Genomic DNA, 25,239 nt, shown 5'->3' with positions numbered 1-25,239 from the left:
GCCCATCGGCCCGCCGGAAGGACCATCGGGACCTCCCCCCGGTGCCCCCCGGCGGGAGACGCTGCCGGTGGAAGCGGTGCCGCGCCGTCCCGCGGTGCCGCTCCCACCCGCCGCGCCCTCTCGTGCGGCGCTCCCTTCGACGACGGAGGACCGTCCCATGACCCGCACCGCGACCACCGGCCCCGCCGTGGCGCCGTCCGACATCGCCGTCGCGGTGGACCGCCTGGTGACGAACGGGCTCAAGGCGCTCGCCGACTACGAGACGCTCGACCAGGAGCAGGTCGACCACATCGTGAAGAAGGCGTCGGTCGCCGCTCTGGACCGGCACACCGCGCTGGCCCGGCTCGCGGTGGAGGAGACCGGCCGCGGCGTCTTCGAGGACAAGGCCGCGAAGAACATGTTCGCCTGCGAGTACGTCACGCACAGCATGGGCCCGATGAGGACCGTCGGCGTCATCGCCCGCGACGACATCGACGACATGACCGAGGTCGCCGAGCCCGTCGGAGTGGTGTGCGCGGTCACCCCGGTCACCAACCCCACCTCGACCACCGTCTTCAAGGCGCTGATGGCGCTGAAGACCCGCAACCCGGTCGTGTTCGCGTTCCACCCCTCCGCGCAGCGCTGCAGCGCGCAGGCCGCCCGCATCGTGCGGGACGCGGCCGTCGCGGCGGGCGCGCCGGAGCACTGTGTGCAGTGGATCGAGACCCCGTCCGTCGAGGCGACCGGCGCCCTGATGCGGCACCCCGGTGTCTCCCTGATTCTCGCCACCGGCGGCAACGCCATGGTCAAGGCCGCCTACTCGGCCGGAAAGCCCGCCCTGGGCGTCGGCGCCGGCAACGTCCCCGCCTACGTCCACCGCAGCGCCGACATCCGCCGGGCCGTGAACGACCTGGTGCTGTCCAAGTCGTTCGACAACGGCATGATCTGCGCCTCCGAGCAGGCCGTGATCCTGGACGAGCAGATCTACGACGCGGTCCTCGGCGAGTTCCGCACCCTGCACGCCCATCTGGCCACCGCCGAGGAGAAGGCGAAACTGGAGACGTTCCTGTTCCCCCCGGGCGCCGGGGGCTCGGGCTGCGAGCCCAAGGTCAACTCCGCGGCCGTCGGACGGAGTCCGGCGTGGATCGCCGGGCAGGCCGGGTTCTCCGTGCCGAAGGACGCGTCGCTGATCCTCGTCGAGGCCGCCCGGGTCGGCCCGGACGAGCCGCTGACCCGCGAGAAGCTCTGCCCGGTCCTCGCCGTCCTGCGGGCCGGTTCCGAGGAACAGGGCTTCGACCTGGCCGCCGACATGGTCGCCTTCCACGGACAGGGCCACAGCGCCGTCGTCCACACCGGCGACCCCCGTCTGGCGGAGGCGTACGGGAAGCGGATGAAGACCGTGCGGATCATCGTCAACGCGCCGTCCTCGCAGGGCGCCATCGGCGGGATCTACAACAGCCTGCTGCCGTCGCTGACCCTGGGCTGCGGTTCCTGGGGCAGCACCTCGGTGTCCGACAACGTCTCGGCCGCCCAGCTGCTGAACGTCAAGCGTGTCTCGGTGCGCCGCAACAACCTCCAGTGGTTCAAGGTGCCGCCCAGGATCTACTTCGAGCCCCGGTCCGTCCGCTACCTCGCCTCGATGCCGGACGTCCACCGCGTCACCGTCGTCACCGACGCGACGATGACCCGCCTCGGCCTCGTCGACCGGGTGGAGCGTGTACTGCGCCGGCGCCGGGAACCGGTGACCGTCCAGATCATCGACAGCGTCGAACCCGAGCCCAGCATCGACTCCGTCCGGCGGGGCGCCCGCCTCATGGGGGACTTCCGCCCGGACACCATCATCGCTCTCGGCGGCGGCTCGCCCATGGACGCGGCCAAGGTGATGTGGCTGCTGTACGAGCAGCAGGCCGAGGGCAAGGACGTCGACTTCGCCGACATGCGGCACAAGTTCTCCGACATCCGCAAGCGGGCGTTCCGCTTCCCGGTCCTCGGCAGGCTCGCCCGGCTCGTGTGCGTCCCGACGACCTCGGGCACCGGCGCCGAGGTGACCCCGTTCGCCGTCATCTCCGACCCCGCGTCCGGCAAGAAGTACCCGCTCGCCGACTACGCGCTCACGCCCAGCGTCGCCATCGTCGATCCGCTGCTCACCACAGGTCTGCCCCGGGCGCTGGCCGCCGACAGCGGGTTCGACGCCCTCACGCACGCCGTCGAGTCCTATGTGTCGGTCTACGCCAACGACTTCACCGACGGCCTCGCCCTGCACGCGATCCGGATGATCTTCGAGAACATCGAGGCCGCGGTCAACGACCGTGCGGCCAGTGAGCGTGCGCGGGAGAAGATGCACAACGCCGGCACCATCGCCGGCATGGCGTTCGGCAACGCCTTCCTCGGCATCGTCCACGCCATGTCGCACACCCTCGGCGCCACCTTCCACATCGCGCACGGCCGCACCAACGCCGTACTGCTGCCGCACGTCGTCCGCTACAACGGCACCGTCCCGACGAAGCTCACCGGCTGGCCCAAGTACGAGAACTACCGTGCCCCCGAGCGCTTCCAGGACATCGCCCGCACGCTCGGTCTGCCCGCCGCGACCCCGGCCGAGGGCGTCGAGTCCTTCGCCTCGGCGGTGGAGCGGCTGCGCGACGCGGTCGGCATCGAGCCGACGTTCCAGGCCCTCGGCGTCGACGAGCGCGCCTTCCTCGACGCGCTGCCCCAGCAGGCCCTCAACGCCTACGAGGACCAGTGCGCACCCGCCAACCCCCGGCTGCCGATGCTCGACGACATGCAGGAACTGATGCGCGCGGCCTACTACGGCGACGCCCCGCACGACGGCCCCGGCACGACCGTGCCGCCGGGGCGCGGCGAAGACTCCGGGGCGGTGTGAACCGCCGAAGGGATCAGGCCCGGCCGACGCGGATGCGCCGGCCGGGCCGTCGTCTTCGGCGGCGGTGTGCCGCTCCCCCTCCTTCTCCCCCGGGCCGGAACGTCAGAACGGCAGGTCCACGCCGTACAGCGTGCGTCCGCCGACGAGCTGGCGGCCGGTGACGAGTTCCGGGTCGATCCGCAGGAACGCCTCCCTGGGTGCCGGTACCCAGGAACGCGGACCGTTGCGGAGCAGGCGTTCGTGCTCGGCGGAGTCGGTCACCAGGGTGGCCGCACCGGTGATCACGACGCTCCAGCCCGAATGGGTGTCCGCGTCGACGTCGTCGGCCTCGAAGGCGACCACCGCGCCGACGGCCGCGCCCAGAACCTCCGAGGAGACCGAGGTGCGCACCAGTACGGCGCCGTCGTGGTCCAGGCGGAAGTTCACCGGCAGGACGGCGGGCAGGGCGTGCCGTGTGAACACGATGCGCCCCACGGGCACCCCGGCCATCAGGCTCAGGCACTCCTGCCGGTCGAGCTCACGGAATCCGTCGTTGGCGTACATGTGGCCCTCGTCTCTCGAGTGGGCGGTTCCACAGGGCCGTTCGGCCCATGCCCCGGCAGCCGTGTGCGCGGCAGGCTGAGGTGGTGAAACCGCGTGTCCCGCTGCGGCAGAAGGGCCGACCATGACGGAACGAGTGATCCTTGCCTGTACCGACCCGTCGGCACGCGGCCGTTCCACGGTCGACTGGGCCGAGGAGGAGGCGCGGCTGCACGGTCTGACGATGCGGGCGGTGGTCGGTTCACCGCCGGACCCGGCCCCGGCCGGGACGATCGTGTGCGGGATCCCCGGCGACGCCGGAGCCTCCGGCCGGCCACCGGGCTCCCGCGTCCCGTCGGCCGCCGTCGCCTCGGACCGTCCGCTCGTGCTCGTTCCGGACGGCTTCCCCTCGGCTCCCCCGCGTCGCTCCCGGGAGGTCCTGCTCGGCGTGGACGCGCGCGACCCCTCCGGCGGTGCGATCGGCTTCGCCTTCGAGAGCGCCCGCGTACGAGGGGTGCGGCTGCACGCCGTGCACGCCTGGTCGCTTCCGCCCCGCGCCGCCGAGTGGCCCTTCGGCGTGCCGGAGGAGGAGCGGGGGGAGTGGGAGGACCAGGAGGTGCAGCTGCTGGCCGACGCGCTGCGTCCATGGCGCGGGAAGTACCCGGAGGTGCCCGTGCTGGAGGACGTCCTCCTCTTCGCTCCGGCCGATGCCCTGCTGCACCACGCCGGTGGTGCCGGCCTGATCGTGGTGGGCCGCAGACCCGGCGCCGGATGGGGCCGCGTCGTACGGGCCCTGCTGCGCGGGACGCCCTGCCCGGTCGCCGTGGTGCCCGCACGGCCGGCTCCCTGAGGACCGGCCGGGTGCGGACCGTCGGCCGAGGGGGCACCGCGGTCTCCGCCTCGTGCTGTGTCGCATGGCCGTTCCTCCTCAGCGCAGCCGGCGCAGGTACGGGTCCTGAGGGCGGCGCGGCAGCAGGCGCACCCGTGCGTCGAGCACGGTGACGCCGCCCGGTGCCGCAAGGACGGGGTTGAAGTCGGCCTCGGCGAGCTGCGGCAGGTCCGCCGCCATCCGGGACAGCCGCAGGAGCAGTTGCTCCAGTCCTTCGAGGTCGACGGGTGTGTGTCCGTTCGCGCCCAGCAGCAGCGGGGCGCACCGCGGCGAGGTGATCAGCTCGTGGACGTCACGGTCGGTGAGCGGGGCGAGGCGGGCGGCGTGGTCGGCGAGCACCTCGGTGGCCGTGCCGCCGAGCCCGAACAGGACGAGCGGGCCGAAGACCTCGTCCTGGACGACCCCCGCGAAGAGTTCGGTGCCGCGGGCGGCGAGCGGTTGCATGACGACGCCGGTCATGAGGCCGGCGAAGCGGGTCCCCAGGTCCCGGAACGCGGCCCTGACCTGGGAGTCTCCGCGCAGGTCGAGATGGACGGCGTGCTGCTGGGTCTTGTGCAGGAGCCCGGGCCAGTGCGCCTTCATGACGACCCTGCCGTCGAAGCCGCGCAGCCGGTCGGCGGCGAGCACGGCCTCGTCCTCGGTCTGGGCCCAGGCCCACGGGATCTGCGGGACGGTGTAGCAGGCCAGCAGGTCGGCGCAGGTGCGCGGGTCGAGCCAGCCGCCGTCGGGGTGGGCGGCGAGGTACTCCTCGACGACCGTGCGGGCCCGCTCGGACTCGATGTCGCCGAGGTCGGGGACCGTCCCGGCGGGCCGGGCGAGCCAGGCGGCCCGTGCGGCGGCATGGGCCAGTGCGCGGGCGGCCGCGTGGGGGTCGGCGTACGAGGGGACGGTTCCGGCGTCCTCGGTGGGCAGCAGCCGCACCGACCGGTCCTGGTCGAGGCGTACGGCGATCACCGGCCGGGCCCGTCGTGCCGGAGCCGTGGTGACGGCCCGCACCAGGTCGTCACCGGTGGCCGCGGCGACCGCGGTGGGCACCAGGGCGACGAGGACGGCGTCGATGCCGGAGCACCGGGTGAGGCGGTCGACGCACTCGGTCAGCTGTCCCTCGGAGACGGCGGCGGTCGCGTCGACCGGGTTGCCGGCGGCGGCGCCGTCCGGCAGCACGGCGAGGAGTTCGTCGACGGTCGCGGGGGTGAACGGCGGGAGGACGAGCCCCGCCTCCGCGCAGGCGTCGGCGGTGAGCACGCCGGCTCCGCCCGCGTTGGTGACGACGGCGACGCGGGAGCCTTCCGGCAGCGGCTGGGAGTGGAACAGGGCGGCTGTTTCGAGGAGTTCGCCGACCGAGCGGGTCGCGGTGATGCCGGCCTGGGTGAACAGGGCCCGGCGGGTCATGGTGGGAGTGGCGGCGGCCGCGGTGTGGGAGGCGGCCGCCTTGCGTCCGGCGTCGGTGCGTCCGGCGTCGACCGTCAGGACCGGGATGCGGCGTGAGACACGGCGGGCGGTACGGGAGAACGCACGCGGGTTGCCGAAGGACTCCAGGTGCAGCAGGGCCAGGCCGGTCCGGCCGTCGCTCTCCCACCACTGGAGCATGTCGTTGCCGCTGACGTCGTACTTGTCGCCGAGCGAGACGAAGGACGACACGCCGATGCCCATCCGGGAGAGACCGTCGAGCAGGGCGATGCCGACGCCTCCGGACTGCACGGCGACGCCTGCCGTCCCGGCGCGCGGATGCCCGGCGGCGAAGGTCGCGTCGAGGTTCAGCTCCGGGTCGGTGTGGGAGACGCCGAGGCAGTTGGGCCCGACGAGCCGCATGCCGTAGGTGCGGCAGGCGGTCAGCAGGGCCCGCGCCTGGAGGTGGTCGAGGCCGGCGGTGACGACGACGAGCGCGCGGACCCCGGCCCTGCCGCACTCCTCGGCGACGGCGGGCACCCCGGCGGCCGGTACGGCCACGATCACGAGGTCGGGTGTCCTCGGCAGAGCGGCGACCGACGGGTGGGACGGTACGCCGAGCACGGAGGTGACGCCGGGGTTCACGGCGAAGAGCCGGCGGGTGAAGCCGCCCGTGCGGAGGTGGTGCAGGACGGCCCGGCCCACCGATCCGGGTGTGCGTCCGGCTCCGACCACGGCGACCGCGGACGGCCGCAGCAGGGGCACCAGGCTGGCCACGTCGGCGGCGCGGCCGCGGGCCTCGACGGCGGAGAGGTAGGTGTCGTCCTGGTCGAGGTGGATGGTGCAGCGCACCTCGGGTCCCTCGAAGCGGCGGTCGACGCGCAGGCCGAGGTCGGCGAAGAGCCGCAGCACGGCGTGGTTCTCGCTCAGGGCGTCGGCGGTGAAGACGGTGACGCCCTCGGCGCGGGCGGCGGAGACGAGGTGCTCGATCAGCAGGGTGCCCACACCGCGGTGGTGCAGACCGTCGGCGACGGCGACGGAGATCTCCGCCGCGGCGTCCTTCTCCCCGCCGGTGTCGTACTCGGCGAGGCCGATCACCCGGCCGTCCCTCTCGGCCAGCAGGGCCCGGTGGCCCGGGCGGGCGGGGGCGCAGGCCCGGTCGGCGGCGGGGGCGGCCGAGCGCCGGCCGGCCCCGAAGAACCTCAGACGGAGGTTCTCCGGCGACATCTCCTCGTAGAACCCCCGCAGCCGCCCGTGGTCGTCCGGGAGCGCCGGCCGGATGCACACGGTGACGCCGTCGGCGAGCAGGGCGTGGACCGGGGGCCGTTCGAGCAGGTCGTCCGTCATCGCGGTCTCCTCCATGGATTTCGGTACTTCGATCGTCCGGCGGGGCGAGGGCGGGGCCCAGGGGCTGTCCGGGCCGCCCCGGGACCGGTCGGCCCTGCCGCCGCCGGCCGGCCGGCCCCGCTTCCGCGGGGCTTCACGGGAGCCGCCGCCCGGGACGGTGGTCCAGCCGTGGGGGACGACGGCGACGGGGCCGGCCGCGCGGTGCGGGACCGCGCGGGCGACATGGCCGACGGGGGTGCGGCAGGCACGGCGGCCGGCCGCGCCGAAGTCGTGGTGGTCGCGGCGGCCGGCCATCACGGGGCCGGCTCCGCGGGAGGCGTCCAGGAGGTGGACGGCGGGGCTGCCGTACCGGCGCCCGTTGCCGGACGTCCTTGTGTGCGGGCCCTGCCGGGCTCGCACGTCGCGGGCTTTGGTCAGTCGTGCGGCACGACCGCGACCGGGGCGTGGGCGTGCCGGAGCACGGCATGGGTCACCGGGCCGATGCGCGCGCCCACGGTACGGCTGCGGTCCCGCCGGCCGACGACGACCGGCGAGACGTCGCACCGCGCCGCTTCACGGGCGGCCCACCGGGCGGCGGGACTCTCGGGCGAGCCGTCGACGCCGACGGTGACGGCGGACATGCTGTGGGTCTCCTCGGGGCAGGGGGTCGCACCGCGCGCAGGGTCACACCGCGCGCAGGCCGTGGTCGCGGAACTGTTCCCGCACCCGTTCGACGAGTCCGGGATCCGGTACGGGCGTGTCCCGCAGCGGGAAGGGAAGGCCGAGGGCGTCGTACTTGTGGGCGCCGAGCTTGTGGAAGGGCAGGACGTCGACGCGCTCGACGTTGGCCAGACCGGCGAGGAAGGCTCCCAGGCCGTCGACGGCGGTGGCGTCGTCGGTCCAGCCGGGCACCAGCACGTAACGGATCCACACCGGCACCCCGAGCCGGTCGAGGCGGGTGGCGAAGCTGAGGGTGGGGGCGAGTCCGCCGCCGGTCAGCTTCCTGTACGTGCCGATGTCGAAGGACTTGATGTCCAGCAGGACCAGGTCGGTGGCGGACAGGAGGGCCTCGTCGGCGCGGGCGCCGAGGAAGCCGGAGGTGTCGAGGGCGGTGTGCAGTCCGGCCTCCTTGCAGCGGCGCAGGACCTCACCGGTGAAGGCGGGCTGGAGCAGGGGCTCGCCGCCGGTGACGGTCACTCCTCCCCCGGCCGTGCCGATGAAGGCGCGGTACTTCCCGATCTCCGCCATCACCTCGTCCACCGTCGTCTCCCGGCCGTCGCGCATGTGCCAGGTGTCGGGGTTGGCGCAGTACAGACAGCGCAGGGGGCAGCCGGACACGAAGAGGACGAACCGGGTCCCGGGACCGTCCACGCCGGTGGACAGGTCCCAGGAGTGGATCCGGCCGGCCGTCGTCGTCCTCACATCGATCCGTGGAAGGTGCGGCTGATGACGTCGAGCTGCTGCTCCCTGGTCAGCCGGACGAAGTTGACGGCGTATCCGGAGACCCGGATCGTGAGGTCCGGGTACCGCTCCGGATGCTCCATGGCGTCCTCCAGCACGGCCCGGTCCAGGACGTTGACGTTCATGTGGAAACCGCCGGCGGTCATGTAGGCGTCGAGGATGCCGACCAGATGGCCGGCGCGCTCGGCCGGGTCGTGCCCCAGCCCCTCGGGTGTGATCGTGGTGGTCAGCGAGATCCCGTCACGCGCCTGTGCGTAGGGCAGCTTGGCGACGGACAGCGCGGAGGCGGCCACTCCGTGCCGGTCCCGGCCGTTCATCGGGTTGGCGCCGGGCGCGAAGGGCGTTCCGGCACGCCGGCCGTCGGGGGTGTTGCCGGTGTGCTTGCCGTAGACGACGTTCGAGGTGATCGTCAGCACCGACTGGGTGTGCTCGGCGTCCCGGTAGGCGGGGTGGCGGCGGAGCTTGGCCATGAAGGACCCGACGAGGTCCACGGCGATGGAGTCGGCGCGGTCGTCGTTGTTGCCGTAGGCCGGGAAGTCGCCCTCGGTACGGAAGTCGACGGCCAGCCCGGTGGCGTCCCGGAACACCTTCACCCGTGCGTGCTTCACGGCGGACAGGCTGTCCGCGGCCACCGAGAGCCCGGCGATGCCGCAGGCCATGAAGCGGTGCACCGGATGGTCGTGCAGCGCCATCTCCAGGCGTTCGTAGGCGTACTTGTCGTGCATGCAGTGGATGACGTTGAGCGTGTCGACGTAGGTCGCGGCCAGCCAGTCCAGGACACGGTCGTAGGCCGCCGACAGTTCCTCGTGGTCGAGGTACTCGCCGGTCAGCGGGGCCGTCCCAGGGACGACCTGTTCGCCGGTCATCTCGTCGCGGCCGCCGTTGACGGCGTACAGGAGTGCCTTGGCGAGGTTGACCCGGGCGCCGAAGAACTGCATCTCCTTGCCCACGGCCATCGCGGAGACACAGCAGGCGATGGCGGTGTCGTCGCCGTTCCGGGGCCGGATCAGCTCGTCGGACTCGTACTGGACGGCGCTGGTGTCGACGGACACCTGTGCGCAGAACTCCTTGAAGCCGGCGGGCAGCCGGGGCGACCAGAGGACCGTGAGGTTGGGTTCGGGGGCGGGTCCGAGGTTGTACAGGGTCTGGAGGAAGCGGAAGGAGGTGCGGGTGACGAGGGGGCGGCCGTCCGTGCCGATGCCGCCGATCGACTCGGTGACCCAGGTGGGGTCGCCGGAGAACAGCGCGTCGTACTCGGGGGTGCGCAGGAAGCGCACGATCCGCAGCTTGATCACGAAGTCGTCGATCAGCTCCTGGGCGCGGGTCTCGTCGACGGTCCCCTCGTCCAGGTCGCGCCGGAGGTAGACGTCCAGGAAGGTCGAGGTGCGGCCGAGGGACATCGCTGCGCCGTTCTGCTCCTTCACGGCGGCGAGATAGCCGAGGTAGAGCCACTGGACCGCCTCGTGCGCGGTGACCGCGGGCCGGGAGACGTCACAGCCGTAGGACGCCGCCATACGGGTCAGCTCGCCCAGTGCCCTGATCTGTTCGGCGAGTTCCTCGCGGTCGCGGATGACGTGCTCGGTCGACGGCTCGTCGTCCAGGCGGGCCCGCTCGGCCCGCTTGGCCTCGGTCAGCCGGTCGGTGCCGTACAGGGCCACCCGCCGGTAGTCGCCGATGATCCGGCCCCGGCCGTAGGCGTCGGGGAGCCCGGTGATGATGCCGACCCTGCGGGCGGTGCGCATCTCGGGCGTGTACGCGTCGAAGACACCGTCGTTGTGGGTCTTGCGGTAGGTGCCGAAGACCTTCGTCACGAACGGGTCGGGTTCGTAGCCGTACGCCTTCAGGCTGTTCTCCACCATGCGCAGCCCGCCGCACGGCATGACGGCGCGCTTGAGCGGGGCGTCCGTCTGGAGGCCGACGATCAGTTCGCGGTCGCGGTCGATCCAGCCGGGCGCGTGCGAGGTGATGGTCGACGGCGTCGCCGCGTCCACGTCGAGGACACCCCGCTCCCGCTCCTGCGGGAACAGCGCGGCGACCTTCTCCCAGACGGCCCGCGTGCGGTCCGTGGGGCCGGCCAGGAAGGACGCGTCGCCCTCGTACGGGGTGTAGTTCGCCTGGATGAAGTCGCGCACGTCGATCCGCTCGCGCCAGCGGGTGCCGGCGAAGCCCCGCCAGGCTTCGGTGACCCGTTCACCGGCTGTCGTGGTCGCGGTGGTCATCGCCGATCCCCTCCTCGGTCCGTGTCCCTCCACTCCGATGCTGCTCCTGCGTGATCGCCGCGGGGAGTGCCGGACAGCGCCCCGGACCGGGCCGACCGGCCCGGGAACGAGGGGCCGGAGGACCCCACGGCGGCCGTGCCGGCGCCGGGGCCGTGCTCGCGGGGACCGACGGCCGCGGCATCCCCCGCGGCTGGTGCCGCCGGGGCCCGGCCGGGCCCCGTTGGCGGTGTGTTGGCCGCGCGTTGAGCGTCACGTGCACTCTTCCCACGTCGCCCGCACGGCCCCCGAAGCACACGCCGGGGGCCGGCGACGGAGGCCCGGCTCGGGCCTCTCCGCTCAGTACTCGACGAACATGGGACGGATCATGAAGAAGACGGGCAGCCGGATACTCACCCGGGCGCTGCCGATCGCGGCCATGGCCTTCGCCACGCTGCTGACCACGGGCAACCCCGCCTCGGCCGCCGGGCTGGGGTGCAGCGGCTACGGCTGCGACGGCTGGGACCCGGGTCCGGTGAGCTGGGACTCCGGCCCGGACACCGACGCGACGGCGACCGTCGACGGGTACGCCACCGTGGGACTGCGCTCCGGCAAGAAGGACGGCAGATGGTACGGCTGGGCGCGGACGGCCACGCGGTACTACAAGTACGGAGTGTGGATCGACCGCTCCACGGACGGCGGCAGGACCTGGGACGGGCTGCGCGGGTACCAGCACCGTGACGGGGGCGATGTGTACACGCCCATGTCGTACTGGCCCGACGGCACCTGGCTGCGCGCCTGCGTGAACGTCGAGGGCATCGAGCTGAAGTGCACCAAGTGGGTCAGCTGACGCACACCGGACAGCGGCCCTGAGCAGGCGCGGCAGGGCCGCTGTCCCGGCAGCTCAAAGGTGTTACGGCAGCGGGTCCGGGAGCCCGGCGCAGGGCGTGGCCGTCCGGGGGACCAGAGGGACGCCGTTGGCGCGCAGCACCTCGCGCACGTTCAGGATCAGCGGGAAGACCTCGTGGTTGCGGTCCTCGCCCTGCTCGTCCCAGGCCCGCTGCTCGGCCTCGACGGCCATGCGGTCCTCGGCGAACACCCGCTCGGTGAAATGCCTGATGAACGGCCAGGCCAGATGCATGACCGCGGGAATCCGCGGCTTCTCGATCGTCAGCAGTCCGTAGGTGTGGCACACGCGCTGCTCCGCGTCCTCGGGCACGTACGCGGCCCACATGCGGAAGGCCGGACGTGCGGCGCCCTCCGGGAGCAGGTCGAGGGTCTGGTACGGGTACCGGGTGCGGATCGTCATCACGTCCGCGGAGTCGCTGCCGCCGATGCCCTCGCCGGCCAGCAGGCTCGCGCCGCGGTTCCGTTTCCCGCCGGTGTGCGTGAACAGGTAGCGGGCCTCCACCCAGGTCTCCCCGGTGCGCTGTTCCAGCAGTTCGGGGCGGAGCCTGCCGACGACGCCCCGGTGGAGGAACTGGTGGTTCATGTCGAGCAGGTTCTCGTGCATGAACGAGTAGTGGCAGCGCACCGTCCGGGAGAACGTCATGGTCCGGTAGTCCGGCGAGCCGAAGGCCGGCACGTCCGGCAACGCGGTCGCCTCCGCCTTCTCCGGGTCGCCGGGGAAGACGAACACCAGGCCGTACGCCTCCCGGACCGGGTATCCGCGCACCCCGCGCGGCGGCCGCCGGTCCCCCTTGGCCAGGTACGGGATCTGCGAGATGCGGCCGTCGCCGCGGTAGGCCCAGGCGTGATAGCAGCAACGCAGCGCCTCGCCGTCCACGACGCCCATGCTCAGCGGCACCTGCCGGTGCGCGCACCGGTCCTCCAGCGCGTGGACGGCTCCGCTCCTGCCGCGGTACAGCGCGATGCGCTCCCCCGCGAACGAGGTCGCGATCACCCGCTCGCGGCGCACCCTGCGCGACAGTGCGACCGGGTACCAGTGGTCGGGGTGCACGCCGATGCGCCTCAGGTCCGCGTCGCCCGGTGCGGGAGAGCGGTGCTCCGCGGTCCGGCCGCCCCGGGCCCCGGAGGAGTCGGTCTCGGTCATGGCTCTCCCTCGGCTGGGAACGCGGTCACGGACACCCTCGCGCCGGGCCGGCGTCGCGGACCTGCGGGCGCGACAGGGCCTCAGCCCCTCCACCTTGGCGCACTCAGCCGTCGGCCTCCTGTCCGGTTCGCCCGGTGGAGTGAGCGTCCGCCGGGCGGGCGAGGGTGCAGACGCCGTCCGTGCACCGGCGCTCCAGACGGCCGCGGGAGACGGTCTGCGCCAGGCCGATCATCCAGCAGGTGGGACAGCCGCGGAACGCGACGAGGGCCAGCGGGGCCGCCAGCAGCGCGGCCGCTCCGGCGACGGGCACCAGGGCGACCGAGCCGGCGATCAGCCCGAAGCCGACGGCGCCGCGGGCGAGGTGGCGCGGGACCGACCTGCTGGCGAAATCGGGCTGCCCGGTCGCCCCGGTCCTCGCCGCCCGGGCGTGCTTCACGGTGTTCACGGCCGTGCGCCTCCCTCAGCCGGTCGGCCGGTGTCCCCGGTCATGTGTCTTCCCCCGTCGCTCGCCCGGCCGGCCGGCCGGTGGCGTGACCGGCCGACTGCCCGGGCGTCGGGTCCGTCACCGCCAGTGCGTGGCGCAGCGCCGCGCGCGCCCGGTGCAGCCGCGACTTCATCGCCGCGTCGCTCAGACCGAGCGAGCGGGCGACGGTCCTGCCGGGCAGTCCCTGCACGTCCCGCATGACCAGCACCTGCCGCTGGTCCCGCGGCAGCGCACCGACCGCGGCCGCGATCCGCCGCACCTCCAGGCGGTGCAGCACCGCGTCCTCGGCGGAGGGTCCCGCGGACTCCTCCGGTCCGGCCGCCGCCCCGTCGCTCCGCGCGGCGAACTGCCGCAGCTGCCGCAGGCATTCGTTGCGGACGATCCGGAACATCCACGAGGCGAGCGCACCGGTCGCCCGCAGGGTGCCGATCTTCCGGTAGAGGACGATCAGCGCCTCCTGTGCCGCGTCCTCCGCGTCCTGCGGCGAGGCGCACAGCGACAGGGCGAACTTGCGCACGTGCGGCTGCGATTCCATGACGACGGTGGTGAGCGAGGTGACGTCGCCGTCCTGGGCGGCCTTGATCAGCCGGTCGTCCGGCCAGGTGAAGCGTCGGTCCGTCCGCTTGCTCATGTTCGTGGGTACCTCCGTGCGGACGGTCATCAGCCTCGGCTCCGGCTCCGGTGGCGCCGCGTCAGGTGCCAGCCGCACGCGCCCACGAGCAGGACCGCGACCACCACGATTCCAGTGACCATCATCGATGTTCCCTCCGGGTTCCTCCGGCGCGTCCGGCCGGTACACGTACAAGAGGCGGGGAGAGCCGAAAAGGATTCACGGCAGGCTCCCCCGTTCCCGCCCGCTCCCGCATGGCCGGCAGTGCTCCACCCCGTACGACCCTCTGCTCGCCTACGCATGAGGCGGGCGGGGCCCGGCGATGTGCGCCGGGCCCCGCCGTCCGTGCTCGGTGATGCCGGTCAGCCGGTCAGGGTGAAGGTCTGGGCGTTCGAGGTGGAGCAGGGCTGCTGGGAGAGGCGGGCGCCGTCGGCCGCCGAGCCGTTGTCGACGGCGAGGCACTTGCCGCTGTGGCGGGCGACGAAGCGGTGGCGGCCGGTGGCTCCGACGGGCTCGGGGCGCCACTGCTGGTTGGTGCCGCCCACATAGCTCCACAGGTGGACCCGGGTGCCGTCGGCCGTGGCGTTCGGCCCTCCGGCGACGTCCCAGACCCGGGAGTTGAACTGGTTGACGACCTGGTAGTAGCCGCCGCTCGTGGGACGGAACTGCCACCTCTGGTTGGTGCCGGTGCCGCAGGCCCACTGCTGCAGTGCGGTTCCGTCACCGGTGCCCCAGTCGGCCGCGTCCAGGCAGGCGTTGCTGCCCGCGTTCACGACGCGGTACCAGGCGGCGGGGTCGACGGGACCGCCCGGGGTGTCGCCGCCGCCGGTCCAGACGACGGTCGCCACGGCGCCGGCCGGGAGGGTGTACGCGAGGGTCCTGCCGCCCTCGGTCAGCGAGAAGCGCTGGGCGGAGGAGGCGGTGTTGACCACGTAGGCGGCGAAGGAGCCGTCGGGGTTCTGGAAGGCGACGTTCTGCACGCCTCCGGCACCCTGGCTGGTGGAGCCGATGCGGGTGGCGCCGGGCTTGATGAACTTGGTGACGTGCCCGAGGACGTAGTACTCGGCGTTGCGGGTGACGTTGCCGTTCGCGATCTCGACGACGCCGTTGCACCGGTTGGTGCAGTGGCCCTGGTGCGGGCCGCCGTTCTGGTCGAGGGCGAGGTTCCAGTTGACCACGGTCTCGCCGCCGTTGCGCATGTTCTGCACGACGAGGTTCTCCGCGTGCCACCGCAGCGTGTCGCCGAAGGTGCCGGCGGTGTCGGCGCTGTCGGTGCCGGAGCACTCGGTGAAGAAGACGCGCTTGCCGGCGTTGACGACCTGCGCCTGCGCGGAGGGTGCTCCGCCGTAGCAGTGGAAGGCCGCGCCGATGACGCGCGGGATGTTCGGGGCGGCGTTGAAGACCTCGAGGGGATAGTTCGGGTGGTCCCAGTTGTGGTCGTAGGCGAGGACGTTGGTGGGCAGCCCGTTCGCCGTCAGGGTCCGGTCGAGGACCCTGAGGAAGGCGGCCTGTTCGCCCGAGGTCATCGACATCGACGGGTAACTGGTGGCGAACTCGGGCTCGTTCTGGACCGTGAGGTCGGTGAGGGTGATGCCCTGCTGCCCGTACGCCTTGATCGCCTTGACCAGGTAGTCGGCGTACGCCTGGTACTGGTCGGTGCGGAGGCTGCCGCCGTTGAGGGAGTTGCCGGACTTCATCCAGGCGGGCGGCGACCAGGGGGAGCCCATGAACCGGATCTGCGGGTTGAGGGCGGTCGCCTGCCTGATGACCGGGATGATCTCCTGCTGGTCCCGGGCGATGGAGAACGACCCCCTGGTGTCCTCGTAGGTGTAGAAGCCGCCGGAGTTGAAGTCGGTGCTGCCCAGCGGCTGGCGCAGATAGTTCAGCCCGATGCCGTCGGTGGTGGAGAACAGCGACTTCATCAGGTCGGCGCGCCGGTCCGCGGGCAGGCTCTGGACGAGGTGGGCGGACGCCTCGGTGACCGAGGCGCCCGCGCCGGTGAACCGCTGGCTCCTGCTGCCCGCGTCGACGCGGATGTCGATGGGCTGGACCGGGCTGTTGAAGGGGACGGTCTCGGCACTGAGCCTCTTGGCCCCGTCCGGGGTGGTGACCCAGACCTGTGCGGTGGGGTCGGCGGCCCGGGCGGTGGTGGTGGTGCCGGCCGCGAGGCCGGCGACGGCGAGGACGAGCGCGGCGCCCGCGGCGCGGGCCCGGACGGTCGCTCTGGTCGTTCTGGTTGACACGGTGCGGCTCTCCTTCGGTGGGGTTACCTGGTGCGAGGAGGTGGTGCACCCGGCCTGCCCCGCGGCGGGCACTTCTGTGCCCGCCCGGGCGTTCCGGAGATGGGGAGGGGTCTTGCTGCCTGAAGGTCCGTGACGGCGGCCGCTTCCCGTGCCCGGGGCGGCCGCCCGGGGCCGGTGACCGCGGCTACTTCAGGCCCGTGGTGGCGATGCCCGCGACGAAGTGGCGCTGGAAGAGGAGGAAGACGACGAGCACGGGGATCAGGACGACGGCCGCTCCGGCGAGCAGGACGCCGTAGCGGGTGAAGTCCTGGCCGCCGCTGACGAGTGCGAGGCCGACGGGCAGCGTGTACTGGTCCTCGTTCTGGGCGACGACGAGCGGCCACAGGAAGTTGTTCCAGGAACCGAGAAAGCTGATGATGCCCAGGGTGGCGAGGGCGGGCTTGGTCATCGGCAGGATGATCCGCCAGAAGATCGCGATCTCCCCGCAGCCGTCCATGCGGGCGGCGTCGATCAGCTCGTCCGGCAGCGAGCCGATGAACTGCCGCATCAGGAAGACCCCGAAGGGGGCGGCGAGGAACGGCAGGATCAGCCCGAGCAGCGAGTCGGTGAGGCCGAGATTGGTGGTGAGGACGTAGAGGGGCACGAAGGTGACCAGGCCGGGCACCATCAGGGTGGCGAGGACCAGGGTGAACACGGCTCGGCGTCCGCGGAACTCCAGCTTGGCCAGCGCGTAGCCGAGCATCGAGCAGAACAGCAGATTGCCGGCGGTGACCGCGAGGGCGACGACGAGGGAGTTGACGGACATGCCGACGAAGTCGAGGCCGTCGAAGAGTTCGGCGTAGTTGGCGGTGGTCGGCTCGGTGGGGACGAGGACCGGGGGCACCTTGCGGATGTCCGACTCGGGTTTGAAGGAGCCCGACAGCATCCAGAGGAAGGGCACGATCATGACGAGGAGGACGCCCGTCATGGGCAGGTAGAGCCAGGGGTTGCCCCAGCGCTGCCGGGTCCGGCGCCGGCCGGCGAGGCGGGTGACAGAGGTGGTGGCCATGGGTCAGTCCTTCTCCCGCAGCACGCGGAACTGGAGCGCGGTCAGGCTCGCGATGAGCACGAAGACGACGTAGCCGGCCGCCGAGGAGTAGTCGTAGTTCCCGTAGCCGAACTGGCGGTAGGAGAACATCGTGGCGGACAGCGTGGAGTCCAGCGGGCCGCCGTTGGTCATGACGAACGGCTCGTCGAAGAACTGCAGATAGCCGATGGCGGTGGTGACCGAGGTCAGCAGCAGCGCCGGGCGCAGCAGGGGGAAGGTGACGCGCCAGAACCTCTGCCAGGGGCCCGCGCCGTCGAGTTCGGCCGCCTCCATGAGGGACCGCGGCACGCCCTGGAGCCCGGCCAGCATGATGATCATGACGGTGCCGAGGTTGCGCCAGACCGCCATGACGATCATGACGGGGAGGGCGAGGCGGGTGTCGGCGAGCCAGGCCGGTCCGTCGACGCCGGCCCAGCCGAGCACGGTGTTCACCAGGCCGGCGCGGGGTTCGAGAAGGGTCTTCCACACCACGGCGACGGCGACGACGCTGGTGACGACGGGCAGATAGAGCCCGACGCGGAAGACGGCCCGGAAGCGGCGGATGCCCCGGTCGAGGACGACGGCGGCGGCGAGCCCGGCCGCGAGCGTCAGCGGCAGGCCGAACAGGACGAAGACGCCGGTGTTGCGCAGGGCGGTGAAGAACACCGGATCCTGGAACAGCCTGGCGTAGTTGTCCAGGCCGACGAAACCGACGGCGAGCGGGGTCCTCAGGTCCGCGCTCTTGGTGTCGGTGACGCTGATCAGCAGCGACCAGGCCACCGGCAGAAGCATGAACACGACGAACAGGGCGAGGAAGGGCAGGGCCAGGGTCCAGGCGGCACGGCTCTGGCGGCGGACCGTTCCGGATGCGGCGCGTCGCTCGCGCGGCGGGGCCGCCTCCTGTGCCGGTGAGGCTTTCGGTGCCGTCGTGTGCGGCGGCCCGGGGATTCGGGTGGTGGGCATGGCGGTGTGTTCCGTCCGTGGGTGGGCGGGTCAGCGTCCGGTGCCGATGGAGGTGGCCCGGGACTGCAGCGCCTTCTGCACGTCCTGGGGTGTGGCCTTGCCGAGGGCGAGCTTCTCCAGCTCCGAGTCGACGGCGGAGGCGATCTGCTGCCAGGTGGTGAGCGCCGGAGGGGCCTTGGTGACCTCCAGCTGCTTGCGGAACGGGGCGAGCTTGGTGTTGCCGGCCATGCGTGCGTCGTCCCACGCGGCGGTGGCGGCGGGCAGCTGTCCGGTGCCGGCGCCGTAGGCGGCGAGGTTCTCGCCGTCGGTGAGGAAGCGGACGAACTTCCAGGCGGCGTCCTTGTTGTCGCTGCTCTTGAAGACGGCGAGGTCGCTGCCGCCGGCCAGTCCCGCGGCCTGCTTGTTCACGGGCAGCGGCGCGGTCTGCCAGGCGGCGTCGAGTTCGGGACTGTCCTTGTGGAGGTTCCCGCCGACGCTGGCGCCCTGCTGGAGGGTGGCGATCAGACCGTCGTGGAAGCCCTGCCGGCCGTCGGTCTTGTCGGTCGGCGCCATCTTCGCCTCGAAGATCTTGGCGTAGTACTCCAGGGCCTCGGTGACCTCGGGGCTGTCGAAGGTGAACTTCTTCGTCTGCGGGTCGTAGATGTCTCCGCCGCTCTGCCACACCATGGGGAGCCAGAACAGCCAGGCGTTGAACCCGGTCTGCATGCCGGAGGCATGACGGAGCTTCGGGTTCGCCCTGCCGGCGGTCTTCTGGATGGCCCGGAGGTCGGCGTAGAAGCCGTCCCAGTCGGCGGCGGGCTTGTCGACACCGGCCTTGGCGGCGATGTCGGTGCGGTAGTAGATCACCGAGGTGTCGGCGATGAAGGGGACGCCGTACGCGGTGTCCTTGTACTCGGTGGTGGCCCACTGGCCCGGGAAGAAGGAGTCGGCGGAGATCTCCTTCGGAGTGGCCTCGAAGCCGTTCATGGCGGCCATCTCCGCCATCCAGGTCGAGCCGACGAGGGAGAGGTCGGGGCCGTTGCCGCCGGCGATCGCCGTGGTCAGCTTGTCGTGGGCGGCCTCCCACGGGACCGGGGTGATCTGTATGTCGGCGCCGGGGTTCTGCTTCTCGAACTCCTTCGCGAGGGCCTCCAGGGTGGGGTCGGCGTCGCCCATGGACCACATGGTCACCTTGCCCTTGGCGGGCCCTTCACCGAGGGAGGCCGCCTCCTTGTCCGGGCCGCTGTCCTCGGACCGGCCGCAGGCCGTGGCCAGCAGCAGGACGGCGAGGCCGGCGGTGGTGACTCTCGCGAGGCGGGTGGTGCGGGACATGGTCATCACTCCTGGTGTGCGGGACGGTGCGGGCGAGGAGGGGCCGGCGCGCCGGGGGTCAGGCCACGGGCGCCGGTGCTCGGGGGGTGTCCGGCCTGGGGTCCGTCAGGGGGCGGAGGGCCGGTGTCCGGCCGGGATCCGTCAGAGGGGGCGGGCGGGATCCCTCAGGGGGCGGGAAGGGCCGGTGTCCGGCCGGGGGTCCGTCGGCGGGCGGGCGTCCGTGCCCGGCCGGGGCTCTGTCAGGGGGCGGGACGCAGGGTGTGCCCGGTCCGTCCGGCGTCGGCCCGGACGTCGAGGCCGAGGGACAGGCGCAGGTCGCGGCTGGAGCGGCCGATGCGCAGCCGGTGCGTCCCGGTGCGCGGGCGCCAGCCCCGGTCGCCGTCCCAGTGCTGGAAGGCCCGCCACCGCAGGGTCAGGGTGACCTCGGCGGTCTCTCCCGCGCCGATCTCCGCGACGGCGAACCCGGCCAGCACACGGACGGGGTCGTCGTCGGTGGTTCCGGCGGGGGCCTCCAGGTATGCCTGGACGACCTCGCGCCCGGTCCGGGGGCCGGTGTTGGTGAGGGTCACCGTGATCCGGGGTCCGTCCCCGCCCGCGGGGCGGGCGAGGTCGGCGGGGACGGACAGCTCGTGGGCCTCTGCACGGTCGTAGGACCAGGTGGTCCACCCCAGGCCGTGGCCGAAGGGGAAGGCGGGCTCGGTGCCGGTGCGGTCGTAGGCGCGGTGGCCGATGTGGAGCCGCTCCCGGTAGTCGACGACGCCGTCCACCGGGACGGCACCGGGGACCGGCACGTCGCCGGGGTGTGCGGGCAGGGTCCACGGCAGACGGCCGGAGGGCTCGGCGCGGCCGAGCAGGACGTCGGCGAGGGCGTGTCCCGCCTCCTGGCCGGGCAGCCACGCCCAGAGCAGGGCGGGGACCTGGCCGGCCCAGGGCAGCAGGACCGGGGCGCCGGCGTTGACCACCACCGCGGTGCGGGGGTTGGCGGCGACGACCGCGCGCACCAGCCGGTGCTGCTGTGCGGTCAGTTCCAGGTCGGTGCGGTCCCAGCCCTCGGACTCGATCTCCTCGTTGGTGCCGATGACGACGATCGCGGCGTCGGCGGCGCGGGCGGCGCCGACGGCCTCGGCGATCTCCTCCTCGGCCGTCGGGCCGGGCGGCTGGTGGCGTACGTGGGCGGTGACGAAGCGGCCGTAGCCCTCGCCGTCGACGACGTGCAGATCGATCCGCAGGTGCAGTTCCACGGGGGTGTCGCCGACACGCACGGTGTGGCGGCGGGTCGCGGGGTGGCTGTGGCCGGACTCCAGGATCAGCTCGACGCCCCGGTCGTCGTCGCCGGTGTGGACGGGCTCGTGGTCCAGGGCGACGGTGAAACGTCCGGCACAGCCGAACTCCAGTGTGTGGGAGCCCTGTTCGGCGAGGGTGATCCGCCCGGTCAGCACCACGTCGGTGACGCCGTCCGGCACGCGGAAGAACCCCCAGTCGCCGGTGGGGCGGACCTCCTCCCCGAGCCGTGTGCCGTCCTCGGCGAGGTAGGCGGCGTGCAGCCCGGCCAGGCGGGAGGGTACGACGAACGGGGCGTGCCTGCGGGACGAACCGCCGCGGTGCACGGTCAGTTCCACCCCGTCCGGCAGGGCGGCCCGCAGTCCCTCCGCGATGCCCACCGTGCGTACGGCGGGGACGAAGGCGCTGCCGCCGCCCTGGAGGTAGGGCTCGACCGCGTTCGGGCCGATGAGCGCGACGCGGCCGAGCCGGCCGGCGTCCAGCGGGAGCAGGTCCCCTTCGTTGCGCAGCAGGACGGTGCCCCGGGTGACGACCTCGCGCAGCACGGCGAAGTCCTCCTCGCCGGCCGGTGCGGGCGCGGCGGAGGCCGGCAGCGGCGGGGCCTGCTCGCCGGGCGTCCAGGGCTCGGTCAGCTTGCCGACCCGCGAGGCCAGGCGCATCAGCCGCAGGATCTTGTCGTCGACGGCCGCCTCGTCCACCTCGCCGCGGCGGACCGCGTCGACGAGGGCGGCGCCCCAGGGGCCGTCGGGACCGGGCATCACGAGGTCGAGGCCGGCGCCGGCGGAGGCCGCGGCCGTCTGTGTGGCGGCCCAGTCGCTGATCACCGCGCCGTCGAAGCCCCACTCGTCCTTCAGGACACCGCGCAGGATCCGGCGGTGCTCCAGCAGCGGCGCGGCCTCCACGCCGTCGTCCAGCCCGGAGTAGGCGCCCATCACGCTCCAGGGACCGGCCTCGGCCACGATGTGCTCGAACGGCGCCAGATAGACCTCGCGCAGGGTGCGGGCGTCGATCCTGGCGCGGTACCGGGTGCGGTCGGTCTCGGAGTCGTTCGCGACGAAGTGCTTCAGGCAGGCCGCGACCCCTTCCTCCTGGAGTCCTCGTACGATCGCGGCGCCGAGGGCGCCGGACAGCAGGGGGTCCTCGGAGAAGTACTCGAAGTGGCGGCCGGCGACCGGGGTGCGCTGGAGATTGACCAGCGGCGCCAGGACGACGTCCACGTTCTTGCGGCGGGCCTCGGCGGCGAACAGCCGGCCCAGCCGCTCCGCCAGCCCGGTGTCCCAGGCGGCGCCGGTCGCGCTCGGGGCGGGGGCCAGCAGTCCGGTCTCGCCGGGCACCTCGCCGGTGCCCCGGACGCCCTGCGGCCCGTCGGAGGTGACCACCTCGTGCAGGCCGAGTCTCGGCTCCTCGTGCAGTGCCCACAGGGTCGCCCCCGTCAGCAGACGCACCTTGTCCGCCAGGTCCAGGGCCTGGACCAGCTCGGCCCAGCGGCTCTCGTCCGCCTCCTTCCTCGGCCGGGCCGGGGAGGCGGACAGTGCGGGCGACAGGACGGGCATGGGGATCCTTTCACGCCGTTTCGGCGGCATGTCGTCGTGATGACGGCCACATGAAAGCACACCTGCTAAGTACTTAGTAAGTGATGCAGATCACACTTACTGAGTACTTGGTAAGTGATGTGGGTCACATCGCGTCGACGGGCTCCCGAAGTCGATCAACAGGGATGCCGGGCGGTTTATGCTGTCGCGGGTGAGTAACCACTCGGCAGGTCGAACGGATCCCAGGAGCCGGCCCCGCACCCCCCGCAGCGCGGAGGCCAAGCGGCGCCGGCAGGACATCCTGCACATGGCCATGGACACGTTCGCCGCCCGCGGCTACAACAACGCGTCCCTCCAGGAGATCGCCGACCGCGCCGGACTCACCCAGGCAGGCGTCCTGCACTACTTCCGCACCAAGGCGCAACTGCTCACCAGCGTCCTGGAGCTGCGCGACCACAGCGACATCGAGCAGCTCGGCCCCGTCAGGCCGCACGGGCTGGAGTTCCTCCACCACCTGGTGGACACCGCCCGCCGCAACGCGGAGCGCGAGGGCATCGTGCGGCTCTACGCCGTGCTGTCGGCCGAGTCCGTCACCGACGACCACCCCGCACAGTCCTACTTCCGCGACCGCTACACCGGACTGCGCGTCTTCGTCGCCGACGCGCTGCGCGAGGCGGCCGGCCTTCCCGAGGACGACCCCCGCGTCGGGCCCGCGGCGAACGCGATCATCGCCGTCATGGACGGCCTCCAGGTCCAGTGGCTCCTGGACCCCGGCTCGGTCGACATGGCGGCGTCGACCGAACTCACCGTGACATCGCTCCTCGGCACCCTCGCGCCCGGCCGGTTCCCGGTGGCGGAGTAGCCGGGGCCACGGACGTTCAGGGGGCCGGCTCCAGCACCACGCAGCACCGGCCGGGAGCGGGCGCCGGCCGGGCCTCGAACGAGGTGTCGCCCGAAGCGGCCAGAGCCGCCCGCAGCAGATGCAGGCTCATCCCGCACACCAGGTCGGTGTGCTCCCGCGCCAGCGCGTGGAAGGGGCAGTTACCGAGCACCACGGTCTCCCCTCGGCACGCGGCTCGAAGCCGTGCCGCTCCAGCACGTCCACGATGCCGGCCTCTCGCCCAGCTCGGCCGCCCTGCGGTGCAGCACCGCGCGCACCGGGACGGGCTGCGCTGACGCGGCGGAGGGAAGCCTCCGGAGCTCCGGGGCCGGTCGCGCCGACGCCCGGGAAGGAGGAGGTCTCCGCGGCCGGCCCTACAGCGGCACGGCCGCGGGCAGCGGCTCGCGGGCCGCGTGCCAGGCGGGCGGGAGGGCGGCGACGCCCGTGCGGGCGGCGATCACCCCGCCCGCGACGGCGCAGGTGGTGTCGATGTCGCCGCGCCCCGCGACCGTGGACCACAGGCCCTCGCACAGATCGTCGAGATGTCCCGCCGCGCACCACAGGGCGTACGGGACCGTGTCGGGCCCGGACATCCTGTAGCCGGAGCCCAGGACCTCCGCGGCGTGCCGGACCGAGGTGCGCTCCGGCATACGGGCCGCGATCCGCAGCCCCGACCGGACGTCGCTGTCAGGGAGCCGTCCGGCCACGGCCCGCAGGAAGTCCGGACGGGCCGGGGCCGGGCCGCCGCGGCTGCGGGCCGCCCCTGCCGCGGCCAGCGCGACCGCCACCGCCCCGGCGACCGCCTCCGGGTGATGGTGCGAGACCACGGCCTGACGGGCGGCCTGTTCCGCGGCCGCGTCGAGGTCGTCGGCGTGCCAGGCGCCGAGCGGGGCCACGCGCATGGCCGCGCCGTTGCCCCAGGAGCCCTGGCCCCCGAACTGTCCGGCGACCACCTCCCGCCAGGGCTCGCCCGCTCCGATCCGGCGCAGCACGTCGTGCATCGAGGCCCCGTATCCGCGGTGCGTGTCCTCGGCGTAGGCCGCCGCGAGACGCAGGGCGAGACGGTCCTGGTCGACGGCGCCACCGCCCTCGGCGAGTTCCCTGACGAGAACGAGCGCCTGGGCGGTGTCGTCGCTCCACCTCCACAGCGGCTCCGGAGGCAGGGTCCGTGCCTCCAGGCTCGCCTCGCCGTCCCGGCGCAGGATGCCGAACCACCGGTCGCCGAAGGCGTCACCGAAGGCAAGGCCGTCCAACGAGTCCAGTGCGGCGGCGGGAGCGTCGGTCATCGGAGCAGTATCACAGCGGGACGGCTCCGCGGCACGCCGTTTCGGCACGGGCCCCGGGACGGCTCGCAGCCCGGCCGGCGTGCCGTGCCCCGATGTGCCCCGGTGTGCCGTGAACACCCCGGTGTGCCGTGCCCCGTCGGCCGGGCGGGCGGCCGACGCCGGGCCCGCCGCAGGGACAGCCGGGTGTCACGCGGCCGGTTCGAGGATCTCACCCGGTCGGAGCTGCACGATCTCGACACAGGTGCAGCCGATCTCCTTCAGCGCCTTCCGCCGGCGCTTGGCGGCGGGCTTGTCGTACCCGCCCGCGGAAGCCTGCGGCACGCCGTCGCGGTCGGTCCAGGTCAGACCGTAGTCGTCGTGCGTCGCGGTAGTCATGCGGCTCATCCTCCAGGGCGACACCGGTTCTCATGCATGCCGTGCGGGTCGTTCGTGGTCGGTTCGGTCCAGCAGCTTCACACGAGGCGGCGACACGGAGAAGACCACCGCGCCCGTTCGCACCGAACCATAGAGCTCTCCCCGAAGGGCTGTCAGAGAAACCCGACGACGCCTGCGTCACACGCACGGCAGGTCCATGCCCCGCGCTCTCGTCCGCGGGGCCGGCCGCTCAGGTCGGCGCTCGTCCACGAGACCGGCTCGCGGGAGCCCGGCACGCGCTCCCCGTACGGGTGGATCTGCCGCTCCGGTCCGTGCGCGGCAGCAGGCGGCGGCCCCGTCAGGGGGACTCGGACGATCGTGCCGACGGCCAGTCGGCCGGCCGCGCACGGGCCTCCTGCGCGACGACCGGCCACGGGTCGTCGGTCAGCCGCTCCACCGCCGACCGCGGCGAGCGGGGATGGCCCGTCCCGCCCGGCTCCGGCCGAGCCGGGCGGGGCGGCCGTCGTCGTACCG

At 73.0% G+C, this 25,239-nt stretch carries 19 protein-coding genes and 1 pseudogene; 4 read left to right on the top strand and 16 right to left on the bottom strand.

Features of this window, described 5'->3' with window-relative positions:
- Nucleotides 1–157: 157 nt before the first annotated feature.
- The gene (gene adhE, locus ACIQGV_RS32645) at nucleotides 158–2,863 is read left to right on the top strand and encodes a bifunctional acetaldehyde-CoA/alcohol dehydrogenase (RefSeq protein ID WP_402501030.1); all 2,706 of its coding nucleotides are present in this window, start codon (nucleotides 158–160) and stop codon (nucleotides 2,861–2,863) included.
- A 102-nt stretch (nucleotides 2,864–2,965) separates the two neighbouring features.
- Here adhE and ACIQGV_RS32640 read toward each other — a convergent pair whose 3' ends face one another.
- On the bottom strand, nucleotides 2,966–3,406 hold the full coding sequence (locus tag ACIQGV_RS32640) for a pyridoxamine 5'-phosphate oxidase family protein (protein WP_402501025.1): 441 nt from the start codon (nucleotides 3,404–3,406) through the stop codon (nucleotides 2,966–2,968).
- A 121-nt stretch (nucleotides 3,407–3,527) separates the two neighbouring features.
- Here ACIQGV_RS32640 and ACIQGV_RS32635 point away from each other — a divergent pair, with 121 nt between their 5' ends.
- A complete protein-coding gene (locus tag ACIQGV_RS32635) occupies nucleotides 3,528–4,232 on the top strand; it encodes a universal stress protein (protein WP_402501021.1) in 705 nt (234 codons plus the stop codon).
- Nucleotides 4,233–4,310: 78 nt separating this feature from the next.
- Here the strand turns inward: ACIQGV_RS32635 and ACIQGV_RS32630 are convergent, their stop codons facing one another.
- From ACIQGV_RS32630 to pflB, 4 genes and pseudogenes are all read right to left on the bottom strand, one after another.
- Nucleotides 4,311–7,007: a GNAT family N-acetyltransferase gene (locus ACIQGV_RS32630; RefSeq protein WP_402501105.1), complete on the bottom strand. Its 2,697-nt coding sequence runs from the start codon at nucleotides 7,005–7,007 to the stop codon at nucleotides 4,311–4,313.
- A 413-nt stretch (nucleotides 7,008–7,420) separates the two neighbouring features.
- Nucleotides 7,421–7,561 (bottom strand): annotated as a pseudogene (locus ACIQGV_RS32625) (universal stress protein); the annotation flags it as partial.
- Between the two features lie 109 nt (nucleotides 7,562–7,670).
- Complete coding sequence (gene pflA, locus ACIQGV_RS32620) at nucleotides 7,671–8,408, bottom strand: pyruvate formate-lyase-activating protein (protein ID WP_402501017.1); 738 nt, start codon at nucleotides 8,406–8,408, stop codon at nucleotides 7,671–7,673.
- Nucleotides 8,405–10,666: a formate C-acetyltransferase gene (gene pflB, locus ACIQGV_RS32615; protein WP_402501014.1), complete on the bottom strand. Its 2,262-nt coding sequence runs from the start codon at nucleotides 10,664–10,666 to the stop codon at nucleotides 8,405–8,407. The genes pflA and pflB overlap by 4 nt, the downstream gene beginning before the upstream one ends.
- 352 nt (nucleotides 10,667–11,018) lie before the next feature.
- Here pflB and ACIQGV_RS32610 point away from each other — a divergent pair, with 352 nt between their 5' ends.
- A complete protein-coding gene (locus ACIQGV_RS32610; RefSeq protein WP_402501012.1) occupies nucleotides 11,019–11,492 on the top strand; it encodes a hypothetical protein in 474 nt (157 codons plus the stop codon).
- 63 nt (nucleotides 11,493–11,555) lie between these two features.
- On the opposite strand, the gene ACIQGV_RS32605 is transcribed toward ACIQGV_RS32610, so the two are convergent.
- From ACIQGV_RS32605 to ACIQGV_RS32570, 8 genes are all read right to left on the bottom strand, one after another.
- Nucleotides 11,556–12,695 carry a Rieske 2Fe-2S domain-containing protein gene (locus ACIQGV_RS32605; RefSeq protein ID WP_402501009.1) on the bottom strand — a complete coding sequence of 380 codons (1,140 nt, stop codon included), beginning with the start codon at nucleotides 12,693–12,695 and terminating at the stop codon, nucleotides 11,556–11,558.
- A 103-nt stretch (nucleotides 12,696–12,798) separates the two neighbouring features.
- On the bottom strand, nucleotides 12,799–13,140 hold the full coding sequence (locus ACIQGV_RS32600) for a hypothetical protein (protein WP_402501006.1): 342 nt from the start codon (nucleotides 13,138–13,140) through the stop codon (nucleotides 12,799–12,801).
- Between the two features lie 40 nt (nucleotides 13,141–13,180).
- Nucleotides 13,181–13,810 (bottom strand): RNA polymerase sigma factor, encoded by a 630-nt coding sequence (locus tag ACIQGV_RS32595; protein ID WP_402501004.1) that lies wholly within the window; start codon nucleotides 13,808–13,810, stop codon nucleotides 13,181–13,183.
- Nucleotides 13,811–14,151: 341 nt separating this feature from the next.
- On the bottom strand, nucleotides 14,152–16,032 hold the full coding sequence (locus ACIQGV_RS32590) for an RICIN domain-containing protein (RefSeq protein ID WP_402501002.1): 1,881 nt from the start codon (nucleotides 16,030–16,032) through the stop codon (nucleotides 14,152–14,154).
- A gap of 184 nt (nucleotides 16,033–16,216) precedes the next feature.
- A complete protein-coding gene (locus ACIQGV_RS32585) occupies nucleotides 16,217–17,080 on the bottom strand; it encodes a carbohydrate ABC transporter permease (protein WP_402501000.1) in 864 nt (287 codons plus the stop codon).
- Nucleotides 17,081–17,083: 3 nt separating this feature from the next.
- Nucleotides 17,084–18,061: a carbohydrate ABC transporter permease gene (locus ACIQGV_RS32580; RefSeq protein ID WP_402500998.1), complete on the bottom strand. Its 978-nt coding sequence runs from the start codon at nucleotides 18,059–18,061 to the stop codon at nucleotides 17,084–17,086.
- Nucleotides 18,062–18,091: 30 nt separating this feature from the next.
- The gene (locus ACIQGV_RS32575) at nucleotides 18,092–19,372 is read right to left on the bottom strand and encodes an extracellular solute-binding protein (RefSeq protein WP_402500995.1); all 1,281 of its coding nucleotides are present in this window, start codon (nucleotides 19,370–19,372) and stop codon (nucleotides 18,092–18,094) included.
- A gap of 239 nt (nucleotides 19,373–19,611) precedes the next feature.
- Complete coding sequence (locus tag ACIQGV_RS32570; RefSeq protein ID WP_402500993.1) at nucleotides 19,612–22,206, bottom strand: beta-glucosidase; 2,595 nt, start codon at nucleotides 22,204–22,206, stop codon at nucleotides 19,612–19,614.
- A 286-nt stretch (nucleotides 22,207–22,492) separates the two neighbouring features.
- Here ACIQGV_RS32570 and ACIQGV_RS32565 point away from each other — a divergent pair, with 286 nt between their 5' ends.
- A complete protein-coding gene (locus ACIQGV_RS32565; RefSeq protein WP_402501102.1) occupies nucleotides 22,493–23,047 on the top strand; it encodes a TetR/AcrR family transcriptional regulator in 555 nt (184 codons plus the stop codon).
- Between the two features lie 16 nt (nucleotides 23,048–23,063).
- On the opposite strand, the gene ACIQGV_RS32560 is transcribed toward ACIQGV_RS32565, so the two are convergent.
- From ACIQGV_RS32560 to ACIQGV_RS32550, 3 genes are all read right to left on the bottom strand, one after another.
- Nucleotides 23,064–23,240, bottom strand: a complete 177-nt coding sequence (locus tag ACIQGV_RS32560) for a hypothetical protein (protein ID WP_402500991.1) — start codon at nucleotides 23,238–23,240, stop codon at nucleotides 23,064–23,066.
- Nucleotides 23,241–23,439: 199 nt separating this feature from the next.
- Nucleotides 23,440–24,351: an ADP-ribosylglycohydrolase family protein gene (locus ACIQGV_RS32555; RefSeq protein ID WP_402500989.1), complete on the bottom strand. Its 912-nt coding sequence runs from the start codon at nucleotides 24,349–24,351 to the stop codon at nucleotides 23,440–23,442.
- A 186-nt stretch (nucleotides 24,352–24,537) separates the two neighbouring features.
- The gene (locus tag ACIQGV_RS32550) at nucleotides 24,538–24,726 is read right to left on the bottom strand and encodes a hypothetical protein (protein WP_402500986.1); all 189 of its coding nucleotides are present in this window, start codon (nucleotides 24,724–24,726) and stop codon (nucleotides 24,538–24,540) included.
- Nucleotides 24,727–25,239: the final 513 nt, after the last annotated feature.

The sequence above is a fragment of the Streptomyces sp. NPDC093094 genome, from assembly GCF_044754345.1.
GTDB lineage: Bacteria > Actinomycetota > Actinomycetes > Streptomycetales > Streptomycetaceae > Streptomyces.
This window is presented reverse-complemented; position numbering and strand designations above follow the sequence as displayed.